Source organism: Brevibacterium sediminis (assembly GCF_013623905.1).
Lineage (GTDB): Bacteria > Actinomycetota > Actinomycetes > Actinomycetales > Brevibacteriaceae > Brevibacterium > Brevibacterium sediminis.
Genome location: NZ_JABKDD010000005.1, coordinates 190,186 through 205,862, shown reverse-complemented (window position 1 = coordinate 205,862; position 15,677 = coordinate 190,186). Strand labels below are relative to the sequence as shown.

Annotated in this window: 13 protein-coding genes; 5 read left to right on the top strand and 8 right to left on the bottom strand. The window is 66.6% G+C overall.

Annotated elements, in window-relative coordinates:
* Positions 1 to 16: 16 nt before the first annotated feature.
* The 5 genes from HK108_RS09800 to HK108_RS09780 are packed head-to-tail and all read right to left on the bottom strand — an operon-like array spanning position 17 to position 5,341.
* On the bottom strand, positions 17 to 1,537 hold the full coding sequence (locus HK108_RS09800; RefSeq protein ID WP_181271374.1) for an aldehyde dehydrogenase family protein: 1,521 nt from the start codon (positions 1,535 to 1,537) through the stop codon (positions 17 to 19).
* A 51-nt stretch (positions 1,538 to 1,588) separates the two neighbouring features.
* A complete protein-coding gene (locus tag HK108_RS09795) occupies positions 1,589 to 2,992 on the bottom strand; it encodes an MFS transporter (protein ID WP_181271373.1) in 1,404 nt (467 codons plus the stop codon).
* A 59-nt stretch (positions 2,993 to 3,051) separates the two neighbouring features.
* A complete protein-coding gene (locus HK108_RS09790) occupies positions 3,052 to 4,194 on the bottom strand; it encodes a M20 family metallopeptidase (RefSeq protein ID WP_181271372.1) in 1,143 nt (380 codons plus the stop codon).
* Positions 4,191 to 4,874, bottom strand: a complete 684-nt coding sequence (locus HK108_RS09785; protein WP_181271371.1) for a DUF1028 domain-containing protein — start codon at positions 4,872 to 4,874, stop codon at positions 4,191 to 4,193. Before HK108_RS09785 ends, HK108_RS09790 begins: the two co-directional genes overlap by 4 nt.
* Positions 4,871 to 5,341, bottom strand: a complete 471-nt coding sequence (locus tag HK108_RS09780) for a RidA family protein (protein ID WP_172172623.1) — start codon at positions 5,339 to 5,341, stop codon at positions 4,871 to 4,873. The genes HK108_RS09785 and HK108_RS09780 overlap by 4 nt, the downstream gene beginning before the upstream one ends.
* A gap of 130 nt (positions 5,342 to 5,471) precedes the next feature.
* On the opposite strand from HK108_RS09780, the gene HK108_RS09775 reads away from it, so the two are divergent.
* The 5 genes from HK108_RS09775 to HK108_RS09755 all read left to right on the top strand — a co-directional run bounded on the left by HK108_RS09775 (position 5,472) and on the right by HK108_RS09755 (position 10,687).
* Positions 5,472 to 6,398, top strand: coding sequence for a LysR substrate-binding domain-containing protein (locus HK108_RS09775; protein ID WP_181271370.1), 927 nt, complete (start codon positions 5,472 to 5,474; stop codon positions 6,396 to 6,398).
* 199 nt (positions 6,399 to 6,597) lie between these two features.
* Positions 6,598 to 7,890, top strand: coding sequence for a flavin-containing monooxygenase (locus HK108_RS09770; RefSeq protein WP_181271369.1), 1,293 nt, complete (start codon positions 6,598 to 6,600; stop codon positions 7,888 to 7,890).
* Between the two features lie 88 nt (positions 7,891 to 7,978).
* Positions 7,979 to 9,535, top strand: a complete 1,557-nt coding sequence (locus HK108_RS09765) for an aspartate ammonia-lyase (protein WP_181271368.1) — start codon at positions 7,979 to 7,981, stop codon at positions 9,533 to 9,535.
* Positions 9,536 to 9,650: 115 nt separating this feature from the next.
* The gene (locus HK108_RS09760) at positions 9,651 to 10,067 is read left to right on the top strand and encodes a VOC family protein (protein WP_181271367.1); all 417 of its coding nucleotides are present in this window, start codon (positions 9,651 to 9,653) and stop codon (positions 10,065 to 10,067) included.
* 17 nt (positions 10,068 to 10,084) lie between these two features.
* A complete protein-coding gene (locus HK108_RS09755; protein ID WP_229664056.1) occupies positions 10,085 to 10,687 on the top strand; it encodes a YdeI/OmpD-associated family protein in 603 nt (200 codons plus the stop codon).
* A 6-nt stretch (positions 10,688 to 10,693) separates the two neighbouring features.
* On the opposite strand, the gene HK108_RS09750 is transcribed toward HK108_RS09755, so the two are convergent.
* The 3 genes from HK108_RS09750 to HK108_RS09740 are packed head-to-tail and all read right to left on the bottom strand — an operon-like array spanning position 10,694 to position 15,670.
* Positions 10,694 to 11,458 carry an enoyl-CoA hydratase gene (locus HK108_RS09750; RefSeq protein ID WP_181271365.1) on the bottom strand — a complete coding sequence of 255 codons (765 nt, stop codon included), beginning with the start codon at positions 11,456 to 11,458 and terminating at the stop codon, positions 10,694 to 10,696.
* Entirely contained in the window at positions 11,455 to 12,684 is a 1,230-nt protein-coding gene (locus HK108_RS09745) for a CaiB/BaiF CoA transferase family protein (RefSeq protein WP_181271364.1), read from the bottom strand. Before HK108_RS09745 ends, HK108_RS09750 begins: the two co-directional genes overlap by 4 nt.
* A gap of 31 nt (positions 12,685 to 12,715) precedes the next feature.
* Positions 12,716 to 15,670, bottom strand: coding sequence for an FAD-binding and (Fe-S)-binding domain-containing protein (locus HK108_RS09740; RefSeq protein ID WP_181271363.1), 2,955 nt, complete (start codon positions 15,668 to 15,670; stop codon positions 12,716 to 12,718).
* Positions 15,671 to 15,677: the final 7 nt, after the last annotated feature.

The window sequence follows — 15,677 nt, the reverse complement described above, 5'->3', positions numbered from 1 at the left end:
CGGAAGCGAGGGTGCTTCACCCCCACTGCAGCCAGGTGGTCTTGAAGTCCGAGTAGTTCTCCAGGGCGTGGACGGAGAGGTCGCGGCCGAAGCCGGACTGTTTGAAGCCGCCGAAGGGTGTGGTGAAGCCCAGTGCGTCGACGGTGTTGACCGAGACGGTGCCGGCCACCAGGCGCGCGGAGACTCGATGGGCTCGGGCCATGCTTCCCGTCCACAGTGCTGCTGCCAGACCGTAGGGCGTTTCGTTGGCTTTCGAGATCGCCTCCTCCTCGGTGTCGAAAGGGGTGACGAGGGCGACGGGGCCGAAGATCTCGTGGCTGTGCAGACGGTGATCGACCGGCAGGTCGGTGACGATCGTCGGCTCGACGAAGGTGCGGCGGCCGTTGATCGCCGGGCGATTGCCGCCCTGGACGATGGTGCCGTCCGCGCGGGCCTGCTCGATGCATTCCCACACCTCGTCGGCGTGCTTCTCGGATACGAGGCAGCCGATCGCGGAGTCGGGGTCGAGCGGATCCCCGGGCTGGAAGTTCTCGGCTGCGTCCTCGAGCAGATGGACGAACTCCTCGTAGACGGGGCGTTCGACGAAGATCCGCGAGGTGGCCGAGCAGACCTCGCCCTGGTTGTAGAAGATGCCGAACGCAGCCTTTTGGGCCGCAGCTGACAAGTCGTCGGTATCGGCGAAGATGACATTGGCGCTCTTGCCTCCGGCCTCGAGCGCCAAACGCTTCATATTGGACTCACCGGCGTAGACCTGGAGTTGTTTGGCGACCTCGGTGGACCCGGTGAAGCCGAGCATGTCGACCTCCATGTGCCGACCGAGCGCGGTTCCGACGACAGACCCGCGACCGGGCACGACGTTGAGGATGCCCGCGGGCAGCCCCGCCTCGGCAGCGATCTCGGCCAGCAGCAGGACCGAATGCGAGGCCTCGACCGGAGGCTTAACGACGAGGGCATTGCCGGCCGCCAGTGCCGGAGCGATCTTCCACGTCGCGATCTCCAGCGGATAGTTCCACGGCACGATGACCCCGATGACGCCCAGCGGTTCACGGGTGACGAGCGCCGTCGACCCGGCCGGGGTCACGGGGATCTCGTCACTGAGTTTCTCGATGGCCTCACCGTAGAAGCGGAACAGGGCCGCGGCCCCCGGGGCGTCGATCGTCGAGGACTCACCGATCGGCTTGCCCATGTCGAGTGTGTCGAGGAGGGCGAATTCGTCCGACCGCGCTTCGATGAGCTCGGCCAGGCGCAGCAGCACCTCGCGCCGATGCGTCGCCGAGGCGCGCGACCACTCGCCGCCATCGAACGCGGCGCGGGCGCTCGCCACCGCCGCATCGACATCGGATCCGTCACCGAGGTGGAGCTGCGAGATCACCTCACCGGTGGCGGGGTTCGTCTTCGGATGAGTCTGCCCCGAGCGTGCATCGACCCGTTGCCCGTTGATGACTGGGCGTCCGTCGATGGTCAGAGCCGCTGCTGCGGCCTGCCATTCGGCCAGGGTCGCCGGTCGGGTCGTGGTGTCGGTCAGAGTCGCGGTCATGGAAGGTCTCCTTCGAAAGTGGTGCGGAAAGCGAGTGGGCAGTGACTGCGATCAGCGGTCGCTGGAGGGTTCGACGGGCGAGGGGCTGGGGCACTCGACGGGCGTTGCCGCTTCGGCGACGGGGGAGGCCGGTGCCTCCTCGATGTCATCGGAGTGCAGCAGGTTGATGCCGCGGGTCTCCGGCAGCGAGGCGACGGTGACGATGCCGATGACGCCGACCACGGCGAGGAACCAGCCGGGGCTGAGCGTGCTGCCGGTGGTGTCGATGAGCCAGGTGAGGATGTACGGCGCAGTGCCGGCGAAGAGTGCGGCGGTCAGCGCATAGGCGATGGACAGTCCCGTCTGCCTCGTCCGGGTCGGGAAGAGCTCGACGACGGTGGCGGCGTGGGTGCCGAGGATGATCGCGAGGATGAACGCCAGGCCGAAGGTCGAGACGAACGACGCCCACGGGTAGTCGGCGCCCATGAGGAGGAACAGCGGAACCGAGAGCACCGTGAGTGCGATCGCCGCGATCATGAGCACAGGCTTGCGTCCGAACCTGTCCGAGGCGAGGCCCGCCAGCGGGACGATGACGAGGCCGAGTGCCGAGGCCAGGGTCGACAGCAGCGCTGCCCGTCCGGGGTCGATGCCGACCGCGGTCTCCTGATAGGTGAGTAGGTAGACGAGGACGACGTAGAAGGTGACGTTCATGAACGTCTCCATCCCACAGGTCTGGAGGAACTGTTTGGGATTGCGTTTGAACACCTCACGCAGGGGTGCCTCGGCGACGGTCTCCATCTTCTGCAGGGCAGAGAACTCCGGGGTGTCCTCGATCTTCCGACGGATGTAGAGGCCGATGAAGCCCAAGGGCACGGTGATGAGGAACGGGATCCTCCAGCCCCAGGCGCTCACCTGGTCGGGCGTCAGCGCCTGGTTGAGGAGGAAGACGACGAAGGAGGCCAAGAGGAATCCGGCCAAGGAGCCCACCTCGAGCCAGCTGCAGCCGAAGCCTCGGCGCTTCGGCGGTGAGAACTCGCCGAGGAAGGCCGCCGCGCTGCCGAATTCGCCACCGGCGGCCAGCCCCTGCACGATGCGGGTGACGATGAGGAGGATCGGAGCGAGCATGCCGATGGTTCCGTAGGTCGGCAGCACTCCGAGCGCGAGCGTCGACAGTGCCATGGCGAGGATGACCAGCGACAGGGTGTGCTTGCGTCCGAGTTTATCGCCGAGGCGGCCGAAGATGACCGCGCCGATCGGCCGGACGAGGAAGGAGACCGCGAAGACCGCGAAGGTGGCGAGCAAACCTGCCGTGCTGTCCTCCTCGGGGAAGAAGATCGCTGCGATCGTCGTGGCCATATAGGCATAGACGGCCCAGTCGAACCAGTGGACGAGGACGCCGATGGAGCCGGCGACTACGCTCTTGCGCAGACCTTTCTGATAGGCCAGCCCCTCGGCAGCCTGTGTGTCACCTGACATGTCCGAATCCTCCTTTGGAATCGTGGTTGCCAGCGCTGTGCTGGCGGTGCGGCCTTCCGTCAGCCGCGCTGGACGCTCACATCCGCGGCGGTCCAGGCCAACGCGATTGCGCCGTCGATGAGTGTGCTCTCGGCCTTCTCGCCGACGCAGGACTCGGCGAACGCCGCCTGATGGTTGCTCGCCTCGCCGCCGACCCCGATGTAGGGGTGGATGGCGTCGACGATCTGGGAGACGTTGCCCATATCCGTCGACGCGCGGTTCATCGTCGCTGCGACGGGGTCGACGTCGAAGTTCCGGCCGAGTGCGAGCGCATTGGCCCGGTAGGCTTCGAGCGCGACCTCATCGGTGCGCATCTCCGAGTAGCGGCGGCTCTCCGGAGTGATGGTCAGTTGTGCCCCAGTGGCCAGGGCCCCGGCCTCGAAGCAGTTGATGACCTTCTGCTCGAGGGCGAGCAGCTCCTCCGTCGTCTCGGCGCGCACGTACCAGCGGCCCTCGGTCTTGGACGGGATGGCGTTCGGCGCCTCACCGCCGTTCGTCATCACCCCGTGGACCCGTACGGTCTTCGGCAGCTGCTGGCGGAGCAGACCGAGGGCCACCTGGGCGATGAGGAACGCGTCGTTGGCATTGATGCCGCGTTCCGGGTATGCGGCCGCATGGGCGGCTCGCCCGGTATATTCGACGTGCCAGTGGGTGACGGCGAATGGTTCGGCCTCGGCGACATCGACGGGTGCGGGATGGGCCATGAGCGCGAAGTCGAGTTCGGTGAAGGCACCGCGGTCGAGCAGTTCGATCTTGCCGCCTCCGCCCTCTTCGGCCGGTGTGCCGATGACCTCGACGGTGATGCCGAGTTCCCCGGCCGCCTCGGCGAGGCCGATCGCCCCACCGACGCTCATCGCGGCGATGAGGTTGTGGCCGCAGGCGTGACCGAGGCCGGGCAGGGCGTCGTACTCGGCGAGGAAGCCGATAGTGAACTCGCCCGATCCGAACGTGGCGCGAAACGCGGTTTCGAGTCCGAGGTAGGGGCGTTCGACGGTGAACCCGTGCTCGGCCAGGACTCCGGCGACGGCGGCCGAGGAGCGGAACTCTTGCCAACCGAGCTCGGGGTCGTCGTGGAGGGAATTCGACAGTTCGATGAGCCGCGGCGCGACCTCGGAGATCTTGGCGGCGATGCGGTCCTTGACTGCGACGGTCGTGTCGTTCATCGATCGTCACCGGGCACGCCGTAGGACGGAGAGGCGGCCGGATCGAGGCCGCGCGTGATGTAGTCGTCCCGCTGGGGCATCCAGATCTCGAGGAGGCGGCCGAGCTGCCCGATCGGATCCTCATCGGCCCAATCGACGCGCAGATCGGTGACCCTCCAGCCGGAGCCGTTGACCACGGACAGGCCGGCGGAGTGGACGGGTCCGGCTTCGCCGCCGGCGGCCATCGCTGCCTCGAAGGCTGCGAAGAGGCGTTCTTCGAGACGACCGGTTGCAGACAGCGCGGTCTCGACGAAGGCGTCGAGGACTGTCAGGTCGGCGAGCATATTTCCTCCGGCCACGGCGTTGTTCTCGGTGCGGGCACCGAAGACGCCGAGCGCCTGCGCGCCCGAGTGCGCGGCGGTGTTCCCGGCGGCGTCGATGACTAGCAGCTGCCGAAAGTCGATCCCGGTGGGATCGGCAGCGGCGACGACGGCGTCGAGCGCCGACTGCGCATTCTTGCCCGAAGCCATCTCAGAGATGATCGCCGGACCGAGCCGCGGGTCGGTGATGTTCTGGGAGTTCACCCCGCCGACCCCGTCGGTCAGACTGATGCAGCGTGCGGCGACGGCCGGCGAGGATGAGGAGATCGCGGAGCCGAACTCTCCGGTCTCGGGATCGTGGAGGAGGAGCGAGAAGGTCACTGGGCCACCTCGGTCCGTCCCGCCTCGGTACCGTTGTTCGCAGCGGAGTTCTCGCTGATGACGGCGGTGGCGTCGATCTCGACGAGCCACTCGGGGCGCGCCAGGGCCTGGACGACGATGCCCGTCGAGACTGGGTAGACGCCCTTGAGCCACTTGCCCATGGTCCGGTAGACGTCCTCGCGGTAACGGGGATCGATGATGTAGACGGTGACCTTGACGATGTCGGCGAGGCTGCTGCCGGCTTCTTCGAGGAGCATCGCGATGTTCGCCATCGCCTTCTCCGCCTGGGCGGTGACATCGCCGATGCCTACGGATTCCCGGGTCTCGAGGTCCTGACCGATCTGTCCGCGCAGGTAGACGACACCGCCGGCGACGACGGCCTGGCAGAGATCGTTGTCGAGATTCTGCTCCGGATAGGTGTCCTTGGTGTTGAACATCCTCAGTCGTGTGTGCGTCGGCTCTGCCATGGTGCGTCTCCTCGTTGAGTGAAGCGGTCGTTGTCTGCCACCCATTCTCGAGACATTCCATTCATCTGTGAAATAGTTATAATTTAGTCAGAGCATCTACAAAACAGATTCTTCATCGCAGGGAGCCGCAATGGTGCAGAGATTCGCGATCACGCTCACCCAGCTGTCCTACTTCGCCGAATGCGCGAAGACGCTCAATATGACCGAGGCCAGCCAGGAGCTGCACATCGCCCAGTCGGCTGTGTCGACGGCGATCAACCAGCTGGAGAAGGCCCTCGGGGCTCCGCTGTTCGTGCGTCAGCACTCGAAGGGCCTCGTGCTCACCTCGGCCGGCGAGAGCCTGCTCCACGAGACGCGGGAGATCTTCGGGCGGATCACCGACGCCGTCGACTCGATCCAGGCCGGTCAGCGTGAGGTACGCGGAACCATCGTCATCGCCTGCTTCCAAACGATCGCACCGTTCCTGCTGCCGCAGCTGCTCCAGCGATTGGGCGAGCGTCACCCCGACCTGACCGTCGAAGTCGTCGAGGGAGACCACGAGGAGAGCATCGATGCCCTGCGCAGCGGTCGGGTCGAACTCGCGCTCAACTACGACCTCACCGAATCCGACGGCATCCGCGCCGAGATCGTCGGCGAGGCCCGGCCGCACGTCATCGTCGGCACCGACCATCGTCTCGCCCGTCGGAAGAAGGTCTCTCTGAGCGAGCTCGCCGAGGATGATTTCGTCGTCCTCGACCTGCCCGACAGCCGCGAGTACTTCCTCAACATGCTGCGCCTGGCCGGCATCACCCCGCATGTGCGTTACCGGAGCTCGAGCTACGAGACCGTGCGCTCGATGGTCGCCATGGGCCTCGGGTTCTCCATCCTCAACCAGCGACCGCGCATCCGACAGACCTACACGGGGGAGCGGACGACGATCCTCGAGATCTCCGATCCCGTCCCCACCCTGCATGTGGCTGTGTCCACCCTGGCTCGATCCGGGCAGACGGCGAAGGCCGCTGCCGTGGCCGACGTCGTCCGCGAGATCCTCGCCGAGGTGGCCCCCGAGTCAGGCTGAGAGCGTGTCCATTAGATACCCCCAAGTGATCGACGACTAAGTCTTGCATCTATTCATAAGATGCAGTGGACCGTGAAGAACTATTGGCATTGCCGCTTCCACCTGCGGTTTGCTGGAAGGCGTCAGGGCAACATCGAAGTTGTGCCCGCCAGCAACGAAGCACATGCCGCCGCAGCGCGGCACCGACGGAAGGGTGTCCATGTCGAACACAGCCGCAGAAACCACCGAAGTCGTCGTCATCGGCGGCGGCCAGGCCGGTATCGCGATGAGTGAGCATCTCAGCGAGCGGGGAGTGGCCCATGTCGTCCTCGAACGCGACCGGGTCGCCGAGGCCTGGCGCTCCCGCCGGTGGGACTCCCTCGTCGCCAACGGGCCCGCCTGGCACGATCGCTTCCCCACGCAGGAATTCGCGGACACCGAACCCGACGGCTTCGCCACGAAGGGACAGGTCGCCGAATACTTCCAGACCCTCGTCGAGGCCAAGGACCTGCCGGTGCGCACCGGGGTCAGCGCCACCTCGGTGACGGAGAACGCGGGATCCCGCGGATTCCGCGTGACCACCGACGCCGGAGTCATCGACGCCGACTACGTCGTCGCCGCCACAGGCCCGTTCCAGACCCCGCGGATCCCCGAGATCATCCCCGCCGAGGCGGGACTGACGCAGATCCACTCGAACGACTACAAGAACCCGGAACAGCTCGCCGACGGCGGTGTCCTCGTCGTCGGCGCCGGGTCGTCCGGCGTGCAGATCGCCGCCGAGATCCAGCGGTCGGGTCGACCGGTCCACCTCGCCGTCGGTCCCCACGACCGTCCGCCGCGGGCCTACCGCAGCCGCGATTTCTGCTGGTGGCTCGGCGTGTTGGGCAGATGGGACATGGCCACACCGCCGGCTGGAGCCGAGCATGTCACGATCGCCGTCAGCGGAGCGCAGGGCGGGCACACCGTCGACTTCCGTGACCTCGCGAATTCGGGCATCACCCTGCTCGGCCGAGCGAACTCCTATGCCGACGGCATCCTGCACATCGGTGACGACCTGCAGCGCAACATCGCCCGCGGCGACGAGAACTACCTGTCGCTGCTGCGTGAGGCCGATGAGTACATCGAACGCAACGGCCTTGACCTGCCGCCCGAGCCCGAGGCGCACATCCTCGGACCGGACCCAGACAGCGTCAGCGACCCGATCCACGAACTCGACCTTGCCGCAGCGGGGATCCGCACCGTGATCTGGGCGACCGGCTTCGGCGTCGACTACTCCTGGCTGAGCGTCGACGGCGTCCTCGACGAAAGCGGATACCCAGTGCAGAAGCGCGGTGTCAGCCCTGTCCCTGGCATGTACTTCCTCGGGCTGCCTTGGCTGTCCCGACGCGGGTCGAGCTTCATCTGGGGAGTCTGGCACGACGCGAAGTACCTCGCCGACCAGATCGGCATCCAGCGGATGTACCGTGACTATGCGCCATCGACCACCGATGCTTTCGCAGAGGCTGCGTCGTGACGACCCTGATCGCGAGGCACCACTTCGTTCCGCCCTCGTTCTCTCGGCTCTTCGGCCGACAGGCGAAATGTGAGAGTCTGAAGACACTATGACTGAGTCGACTTCATCCTCACCGCAGACCGCTTCGATTCCCCTGACCTCGCAGAACCCGCAGACCGTGCCCACCCGCACCGAGACCGACTCGATCGGCAGCATGGAGATCCCCGACACCGCCTATTGGGGCGTGCACACTGCCCGGGCGAACGAGAACTTCCCGATCACCCGCCGCCCGATCAACGTCTACCCCGATTTCGTCCGCGCCTTCGCCTGCGTCAAACAGGCCGCGGCCCGGGCGAATGCGGAGATCGGGGCGCTCGACGAGCAGCGGGCGAACCTCATCGACTCCGCGTGTGAAGAGATCAAGGCCGGCAAGCTCCACGATCAGTTCACCGTCGGCGTCGTACAGGGCGGAGCCGGCACCTCGACGAATATGAACGCCAACGAGGTCATCACCAACCGCGCCCTCGAGATCGCCGGTCGACCCAAGGGAGACTACGCCTTCCTCAACCCGAACGACCACACCAACCACAGTCAGTCGACGAACGACACCTACCCGACCGCCATCAAGATCGCACTGGCGTTCTCACTGCAGAACCTCCTCGGTGAGCTCACCCTGCTCGCCGACGCCTTCGCGGCCAAGGGGCGGGAATTCGCCCACATCGTCAAGGTCGGGCGCACCCAGCTGCAGGATGCGGTGCCGATGACCCTCGGACAGGAGTTCACCGCGTTCGCGGTGACTCTGCGTGAGGACGTTCAGCGGCTCGAAGAGGCAGTCGCCCTCCTCGGCGAGGTGAACATGGGAGCCACGGCGATCGGAACCTCGATCAACGCGCCGGTCGGCTACAAGGAAGCGGTCATCGAACACCTGCGGAAGATCACCGGTCTCGACCTCGTCACGGCCGGCGACCTGGTCGAATCCACCTCCGACACCGGAGTCTTCATCACCTTCTCCGGTGCGCTCAAGCGCAGTGCTCTGAAGTTGTCGAAGATCGCCAACGACCTGCGCCTGCTGTCCTCGGGGCCCCAGGCCGGCCTCGGCGAGATCAACCTGCCCGCCCGTCAGGCGGGGTCGTCGATCATGCCCGGCAAGGTCAATCCGGTCATCCCCGAGGCGGTCTCCCAGGTTGCGTACTCCGTGGCCGGGGCCGACGTCACCGTGTCCATGGCCGTCGAGGCTGGACAGCTGCAGCTCAACGCCTTCGAGCCGATCGTCGCCCACTCGCTGTTCCAGTCGATCACGTGGCTCGAACGCGCGGCCCAGACCTTCCGCATCAACTGCGTCAACGGCATCACCGCCAACGAGGCGCACATCGAAGACACCGTCGACCGCTCGGTTACCGTCATCACCGCGCTCGCCCCGGTCATCGGCTACGTCGCCGCCGCGAAGCTCGCGAAGGAAGCGCTGGCGAAGAACGAATCCATCGCCGATCTCGTCGTCGAGCACGGACTGCTCGAACGTGACCAGCTCGGTGAGATCCTCAAGCCTGAACGCCTGACCGGGATGCCCGCCGATGATTCCGTGGACAACACCGCCACCAGCGCCGAGGCGGTTCCCCGGGATGAGGTGACGACTGAGCTTCCGATCATCCCCGATCCGCAAGCGTGAGGCGCTCGCGCGGGACTGCACATGTCGTGTGCCCGCGCGCGTAACCTTGCAGGAGCACTGTGCACGTGGAACCACTGATTCTCCGACCGATGACAGCTCCGAGAGGTGACGCACGATGTCGATTGATGCCTATATCTTCTACAGCGACGGACAATGCGCTGAAGCGTTCAATCACTACCAGGAGATCTTCGGCGGCGAGCTGACGATTATGCCGATGAAGGACGTTCCCGAAGATCAGCGAATGCCCGGTTCGACCGACGAGACCGTCATGCATGCCGCGCTGAAATTCGGGGACACCCTGCTGATGGGATCGGATGACACCACGGGCGATGGAGGTCCGAGACAGGGGATCGCTCTGTCCTACACAGCCTCCGACCTTGAGACCGCCGGCACGGTGTTCGCCGGTCTGTCTGACGGAGGCGAGGTTCAGATGCCTCTGGGGCCGACGTTCTGGTCCGAAGGGTTCGGCATGTGCCTCGATCGGTACGGAGTGCCGTGGATCGTCGATACTGCCGCGTTGTCTGACGGTTGATGGCGCAGCGCACCCCCGTGACGACTAACGACGACCAGCCCCTGGTCGAGAACTCGCCCACGTCACCACTGGTCCTCGCCGACCTCGACGCCTGGCGCGAATGGCTGATCGCCAACGAAGATTCGTCAAAGGGTGTGTGGTTGCTCATGGCGAAGAAGAACGTCACCACACCGACCTCGCTGAGCTACCAAGACGCCCTCGAGGAAGCACTGTGCGGAGGCTGGATCGACGGTCAGCGCCGCAGCTTCGATGCGACGACGTTCGTCCAGCGCTTCACCCCGCGACGTCCGCGCTCGAACTGGTCGAAGCGCAATGTCGAGATCATCGGCAGTCTCGAGGTCGACGGTCGTCTGCGGGATCGTGGCCGCGCCGAGGTGCGCCTGGCCCAGGACGATGGCCGCTGGGAGAATGCCTACCCCAGACAGTCGGAGGCCACCGTCCCCGATGACCTGCGTGACGCCCTCGCCGAGGCGCCCGCCGCGCAGGCCGCCTTCGATACCCTCAACCGCGCGGAGAGGTTCACGGCCATGCTGCCGATCCTCACCGCCCGCACCGAGACGACCAGGGCCAGGATCATCGCCCGACTCGTCGACCGCCTCGGCGAGGGGAGTCAGGACTGAACCGACTTACTCCCCGGTCCACTCCACCGGGGTCTTGGTGAGGAATCCTTCGACGGCGTTCGCGAAATCCTGGCTGCCGTAGACCTTCGCGATGACATCCGCATCGTCGACGGGTCCGCCGGCACCCAGCCGGCGGAGGTTCTCCTTGATCGCCCACTGCGTCAGCGGTGCCCCGGAAACGACCCGCTCGATGAGTGCTTCGGCTTCGGCGTCGAGATCCTCGGCGACCGCGGTGAGGAACCCCGAGTCCAGCGCTGCCTGCGCGTCGACCTTCCGAGCGGTGATGAGCATCGACGCGGTCCGCGGTTCCCCGAACGCCCGGACCAACCGGCGCAACGTGTTCGCCGAGAGAGTGTTGCCCAAGGTGCGGGCGATGGGGACGGAGAACGCCGAGGCGGTCGATCCGATCCGCACATCCGCGCAGCACGCGATCCCCAGACCTCCGCCCACACAGTGGCCGTCGATGACGGCGATGACCGGTTTGTCGACCGCAGCCAGAGCCCCGAGCACCTCGTCGATGCGCTGCTCGTACGCGACTCCGTCCTCACCGGTGAACCCCCGGAACTGCGCGATGTCCGTGCCGGCCACGAAGGCTCGGCCCCCGGCTCCACGGAGGACGAGGGCACGCAGATCAGGATTCGCGTCGACCTGGGCGGCCGCCTCGGCGAGCTTCTGGTACATCTCGAACGTCATCGCATTGCGCGCCTCGGGACGGTTGAACGTGACGCGAAGGGTGCGTCCGACGACCTCGGTGATCACCTGATCGCTCATGACCGGACCTCCTCGGTGATGGTGTCGGTTCCGGCAGGGGCGGAGTCCGAGTCGGACCCGGCCGTCCCGGTACTGCCCGCGAACTCCGCGAGCACCCGGTCGGTGTCCGCACCGAGCGACGGTCCGGCCGGACCGTGGGTCAGCTGCGAACGGGAGAAGCGCATCGGATTGCCCAGCTGCGTCACCTCGCCGAGGCGGGGGTGCTGGGAGGCCCAGAAGAAGTTCCGCTGCTGCAGGTGAGCGTCGGTGAAGACCTGCTCGTAGTCGTTGATCGGTGCGGCCGGGACACCCACGCGATTCATCTCCTCGACCACCTCCGCGATGGTGCGGGCGCGCAGCCGATCCTCGATGACGGCGATGAGGGCCTCTCGGTTGGCAAACCGCAGTGCTGGCTCGGCGTACTTCGGGTGATGCTCGAGATCGGCGAGGTCGAAGGCCGAGCAGAACCGCGTCCACGTGGCCGGAGTGTTCGCACCGATGGTGACGAAGCCGTCGCCGACCTCGATCGCCTGATACGGCGCCTGCGCCTGATGAGCCGAACCGTTCGGACGACTCACCGTCCCGGCACCGAAGTACCCGCCGGCCTCCCACACCGCCAGGGATACGGCGGACTCGAAGAGGGAGACATCGAGGTACTGCCCCTGCCCGGAATCGCGCCGTTCATAGAGGGCGGAGACGATGCCGAGCGCGACGTAGAGCGCGGTCGAGAGGTCAGAGATCGGCACTCCGATCTTCGCCGGCGGCTGATCGGGGAATCCGGTGATGCTCATCAGCCCCGATCGGGCCTGCGCCATGATGTCGAGGCCGGCCAGGGGAGCCAGCGGACCGTCCTGACCCCACCCCGAGGCGGAGGCGTAGATGAGATCGGGATGATCCTCGCGCAGATCCTCGTATCCGAAGCCCATCTTTGTCAGCGCCCCGGGTCGCATGTTCTCCACGAGGACATCCGCCTCGGCGAGCAGGGAGTGCAGGCCGGCTCGGCCTGCGTCGGATTTGAGGTCGAGGACGATCGATTCCTTGTTTCGGTTGAGCCGGATGAACGGGCTCGATTCGCCGTCGACGAAGGGCCCCAAAGCGCGCATCGGATCGCCGCCCGGCGGTTCGATCTTGATGACGCGCGCGCCCATATCGGCCAGCTGCATCGTCGCGTATGGCCCGGCGATGAACACGCCGAGCTCGAGCACGGTCACCCCCGACAGCGGTCCTGGTGCTGAGTCGTCACTCATTGCGTCCTCTCTGATCGGTTGGTCTGTGCAATCACGCTTCGGCGGCTTCGGGCAGGCGGGAGGGGCGGGCCGAATGCCCGGGCTTCGACGCCTCGCCGGTGAGCAGCTGCGGAAGCGTCATGCCGTTCACGTTCGCGAGGTCCGCCGCCTGAGTGCGGCAGGAGAACCCGTCGGCCAGGTAGATCGAATCCGCCGGCGCATCCCGCAGGGCCGGCAGCAGAGCGTTCTCGGCCACCGCCACCGAAGTCTCGTAATGGCCGGCCTCCATACCGAAGTTCCCGGCCAGACCGCAGCAGCCGGCAAGTTCGCGCACGGTCGCACCGGTCCGCTCGAGGAGAGCGCGGTCCGCGGCGAAGCCCATGACCGAATGCTGGTGGCAGTGCGGTTGGACGACGACGGTGCGTCCCGTGAGATCGGGAACGTCGAGCTTCGCGTCGACGAGGACCTCGGCCAGCGTCGAGGTGGCCACCGCGATCCGGCGAGCCCGTTCGTCATCGGGGAAGAGATCGCCGAGGTCGCTGCGCAGCACCGCGGTGCAGCTCGGTTCGATGCCGACGATCGGAATGCCCTTCCGGGCGTAGGGATCGAGGATCTCCATCGTCGATTCGAGCTTCCGCTTCGCCGCGTCGAGCTGTCCGGTGGAGATGAGCGTGAGCCCGCAGCAGGCTTGCTGCTCCGGCAGGAGGATTTCGAATCCGGTCGATTCCAGCAGGTCGACGGCCGTCCTGGCCCCGGCATCAGAGAGGTATTCGGTGAACGAATCCGCCCACAGCAGGACCTGTTTCTTCTCAGTCTGGGAGGTGCTCACGTATTCGTCGGCGATGAGGGCGTCGCGATCCGCCGCTGAGGCATCGCGCGCCTCGGCGGGGGAGATGCGGGACTTCGCCCAGCGGGAGAACCGGCGATCATTGAACCGGACCATCTTCCGGCGGGGGTCCATCCCGCCGCCGGTCAGGACGAGCTTGGCCAGGGGACGGAACCCCAGCGCCGCGTTCGCCACGGCGCTGACTCCGGGCACGGCGGTGAGCAGGCGGCCCCAGGTGGGCAGCCAGCCGAGCGAATAGTGCGCGAGGGGACGGAGCCTGCCGCGATAGGTGCGGTGGAGCACCTCAGATTTGTACTGGGCCATGTCGACTCCGGCCGGACAGTCGGACGAACAGGCCTTGCAGCTCAAGCACAAGTCGAGGGACTCGGCCACCTCGGCGCTGTCGAATGCGTTGATCAGGCCTCCGTTGGTCACCTCTTGGAGGACCCGGGCGCGACCGCGGGTGGAGTCCTTCTCATCTTTCGTCGCCAGATACGACGGGCACATGAACCCGCCGGACCCGGACGTGTCGGCACGGCATTTGCCGACGCCCACGCAGCGGTGGACGGCGTTCGTGAAGCTGCCTTTGTCGTGAGCGAAGGAGAAACCGCCGGCCGTGCCGATCGAGATCGACTGCGGCCTGCGCAGGTCGGAGATGATCGGCAGCGGGTCGACGATGATGCCCGGATTGAGCAGGCTGTTCGGGTCGAAGAGCCGTTTGACCTCGCCGAGGGCGGCGATCGCTTCATCCGAGTGCTGAAGGCTGAGGAGTTCGGACCTGGCTCGCCCATCGCCGTGCTCGCCGGAGGCGGATCCGCCGTATTTCGTGACGAGACGTCCGGCCTCCATGACGAAGTCGCGGAAGACCTCGACGCCGTCGGGGCGGTCGAAGGGGAAGTCCGTGCGCATGTGTACGCAGCCGTCTCCGAAGTGCCCGTAGGGCAGGCCGCGGATTCCGTAGGAGGCCATCAGCTCGTCCTGGTCCCGCAGGTAGTCGCCGAGCACCTCGGGCGGGACCGCGGCGTCCTCCCATCCGGTCCAGGCGGGGTCGCCGTCTTCGGTGCGTCCGGCCAGTCCGCCGGCATCGGCGCGGATGCCCCACAGGGTGCTTGCCTCTTTGCCGGCGGGCAGGATACGGAAGTGATCGGTGTCGGCATCGGCGGCAATGACCTGGGCATTCGCGACGGCTTCGTCCGCGGTGGCGCCGGCGACCTCGATGAGCAGCCAGCCCTTGCCCGCCGGCAGTTCGGGCACGGCATCCTTGCCCTTGTGGTTGCGGACCATGTCCATGAGCCGCGAGTCGATGCCTTCGACGGCGAGCGGGCCGTGGGGCAGCACCCGGGGGACGGCATCGGCGGCTTCGAACATGTCCGGGTAGCCGAGGACGAGCACCGTGGGTGAGTTCGGAAGATCGCCGAGGCTGACGACCGCCTCGGTGATCGTCGACAGTGTGCCTTCGCTGCCGACGAGAAACTTCGCGAGGTTCGGGCCGTTCTCCGGGAGCAGATGCTCCATCGCATAGGCCGAGGCCTGGCGGCTGAACCGGCCGAACTCGGTGCGGATGACTCCGAGGTGACGGCCGGCCACCTCGGCGAGTCCGGGAATGGGATCGAGCCCAGCGCCGGCGAGGAACGAGCGGCCGGTGCCGTCGATGGCTGTCATCTCGACGATGTTGTCGACGGTGCGCCCGGCCGAGATCGCGTGCGGTCCGCAGGAGTTGTTGCCGATCATGCCCGCGATCGTCGCCCGGTTCTTCGTCGAGGGATCGGGTCCGAAGGTCAGCCCGTGCGGTTTCCCGGCCTTCTGCAGCTCGCTCATGAGCACACCCGGTTCGACTCGGGCGGTCTTCGCCGTCGGGTCGATGTCGAGGATGTGGTTGAGGTGGCGGGAGAAGTCGATGACGATCCCGGTTCCGATCGAGTTGCCGGCCTGTGAGGTGCCGCCGCCGCGGGAGGTGATGGGCACCCGATGCGACCTGGCCACATCGAGGACCGAGACGACGTCGGCCGTGGACTTCGGGAAGGCGACGACCTGTGGGACCACTCGGTAATTCGACGCGTCGACGGCATATTCGGCCAGCCGGCGGGGCGAGGTGTCTACGGTGCCTGCGATGCTGCGGGTGAGATCGGTGACGACGTCGGTGACGTCCGTGTTCGTGTCAGCAGTCGTGTCAGCGCTCATGGTGAGC

Coding starts and splice junctions, on each gene's coding strand:
- HK108_RS09760 (WP_181271367.1), top strand. CDS start 9,651: ATGTCGATTGATGCCTATATCTTCTACAGCGACGGACAATGCGCTGAA.
- HK108_RS09800 (WP_181271374.1), bottom strand. CDS start 1,537: ATGACCGCGACTCTGACCGACACCACGACCCGACCGGCGACCCTGGCC.
- HK108_RS09775 (WP_181271370.1), top strand. CDS start 5,472: ATGGTGCAGAGATTCGCGATCACGCTCACCCAGCTGTCCTACTTCGCC.
- HK108_RS09790 (WP_181271372.1), bottom strand. CDS start 4,194: ATGAACGACACGACCGTCGCAGTCAAGGACCGCATCGCCGCCAAGATC.
- HK108_RS09740 (WP_181271363.1), bottom strand. CDS start 15,670: ATGAGCGCTGACACGACTGCTGACACGAACACGGACGTCACCGACGTC.
- HK108_RS09770 (WP_181271369.1), top strand. CDS start 6,598: ATGTCGAACACAGCCGCAGAAACCACCGAAGTCGTCGTCATCGGCGGC.
- HK108_RS09745 (WP_181271364.1), bottom strand. CDS start 12,684: ATGAGTGACGACTCAGCACCAGGACCGCTGTCGGGGGTGACCGTGCTC.
- HK108_RS09780 (WP_172172623.1), bottom strand. CDS start 5,341: ATGGCAGAGCCGACGCACACACGACTGAGGATGTTCAACACCAAGGAC.
- HK108_RS09795 (WP_181271373.1), bottom strand. CDS start 2,992: ATGTCAGGTGACACACAGGCTGCCGAGGGGCTGGCCTATCAGAAAGGT.
- HK108_RS09750 (WP_181271365.1), bottom strand. CDS start 11,458: ATGAGCGATCAGGTGATCACCGAGGTCGTCGGACGCACCCTTCGCGTC.
- HK108_RS09765 (WP_181271368.1), top strand. CDS start 7,979: ATGACTGAGTCGACTTCATCCTCACCGCAGACCGCTTCGATTCCCCTG.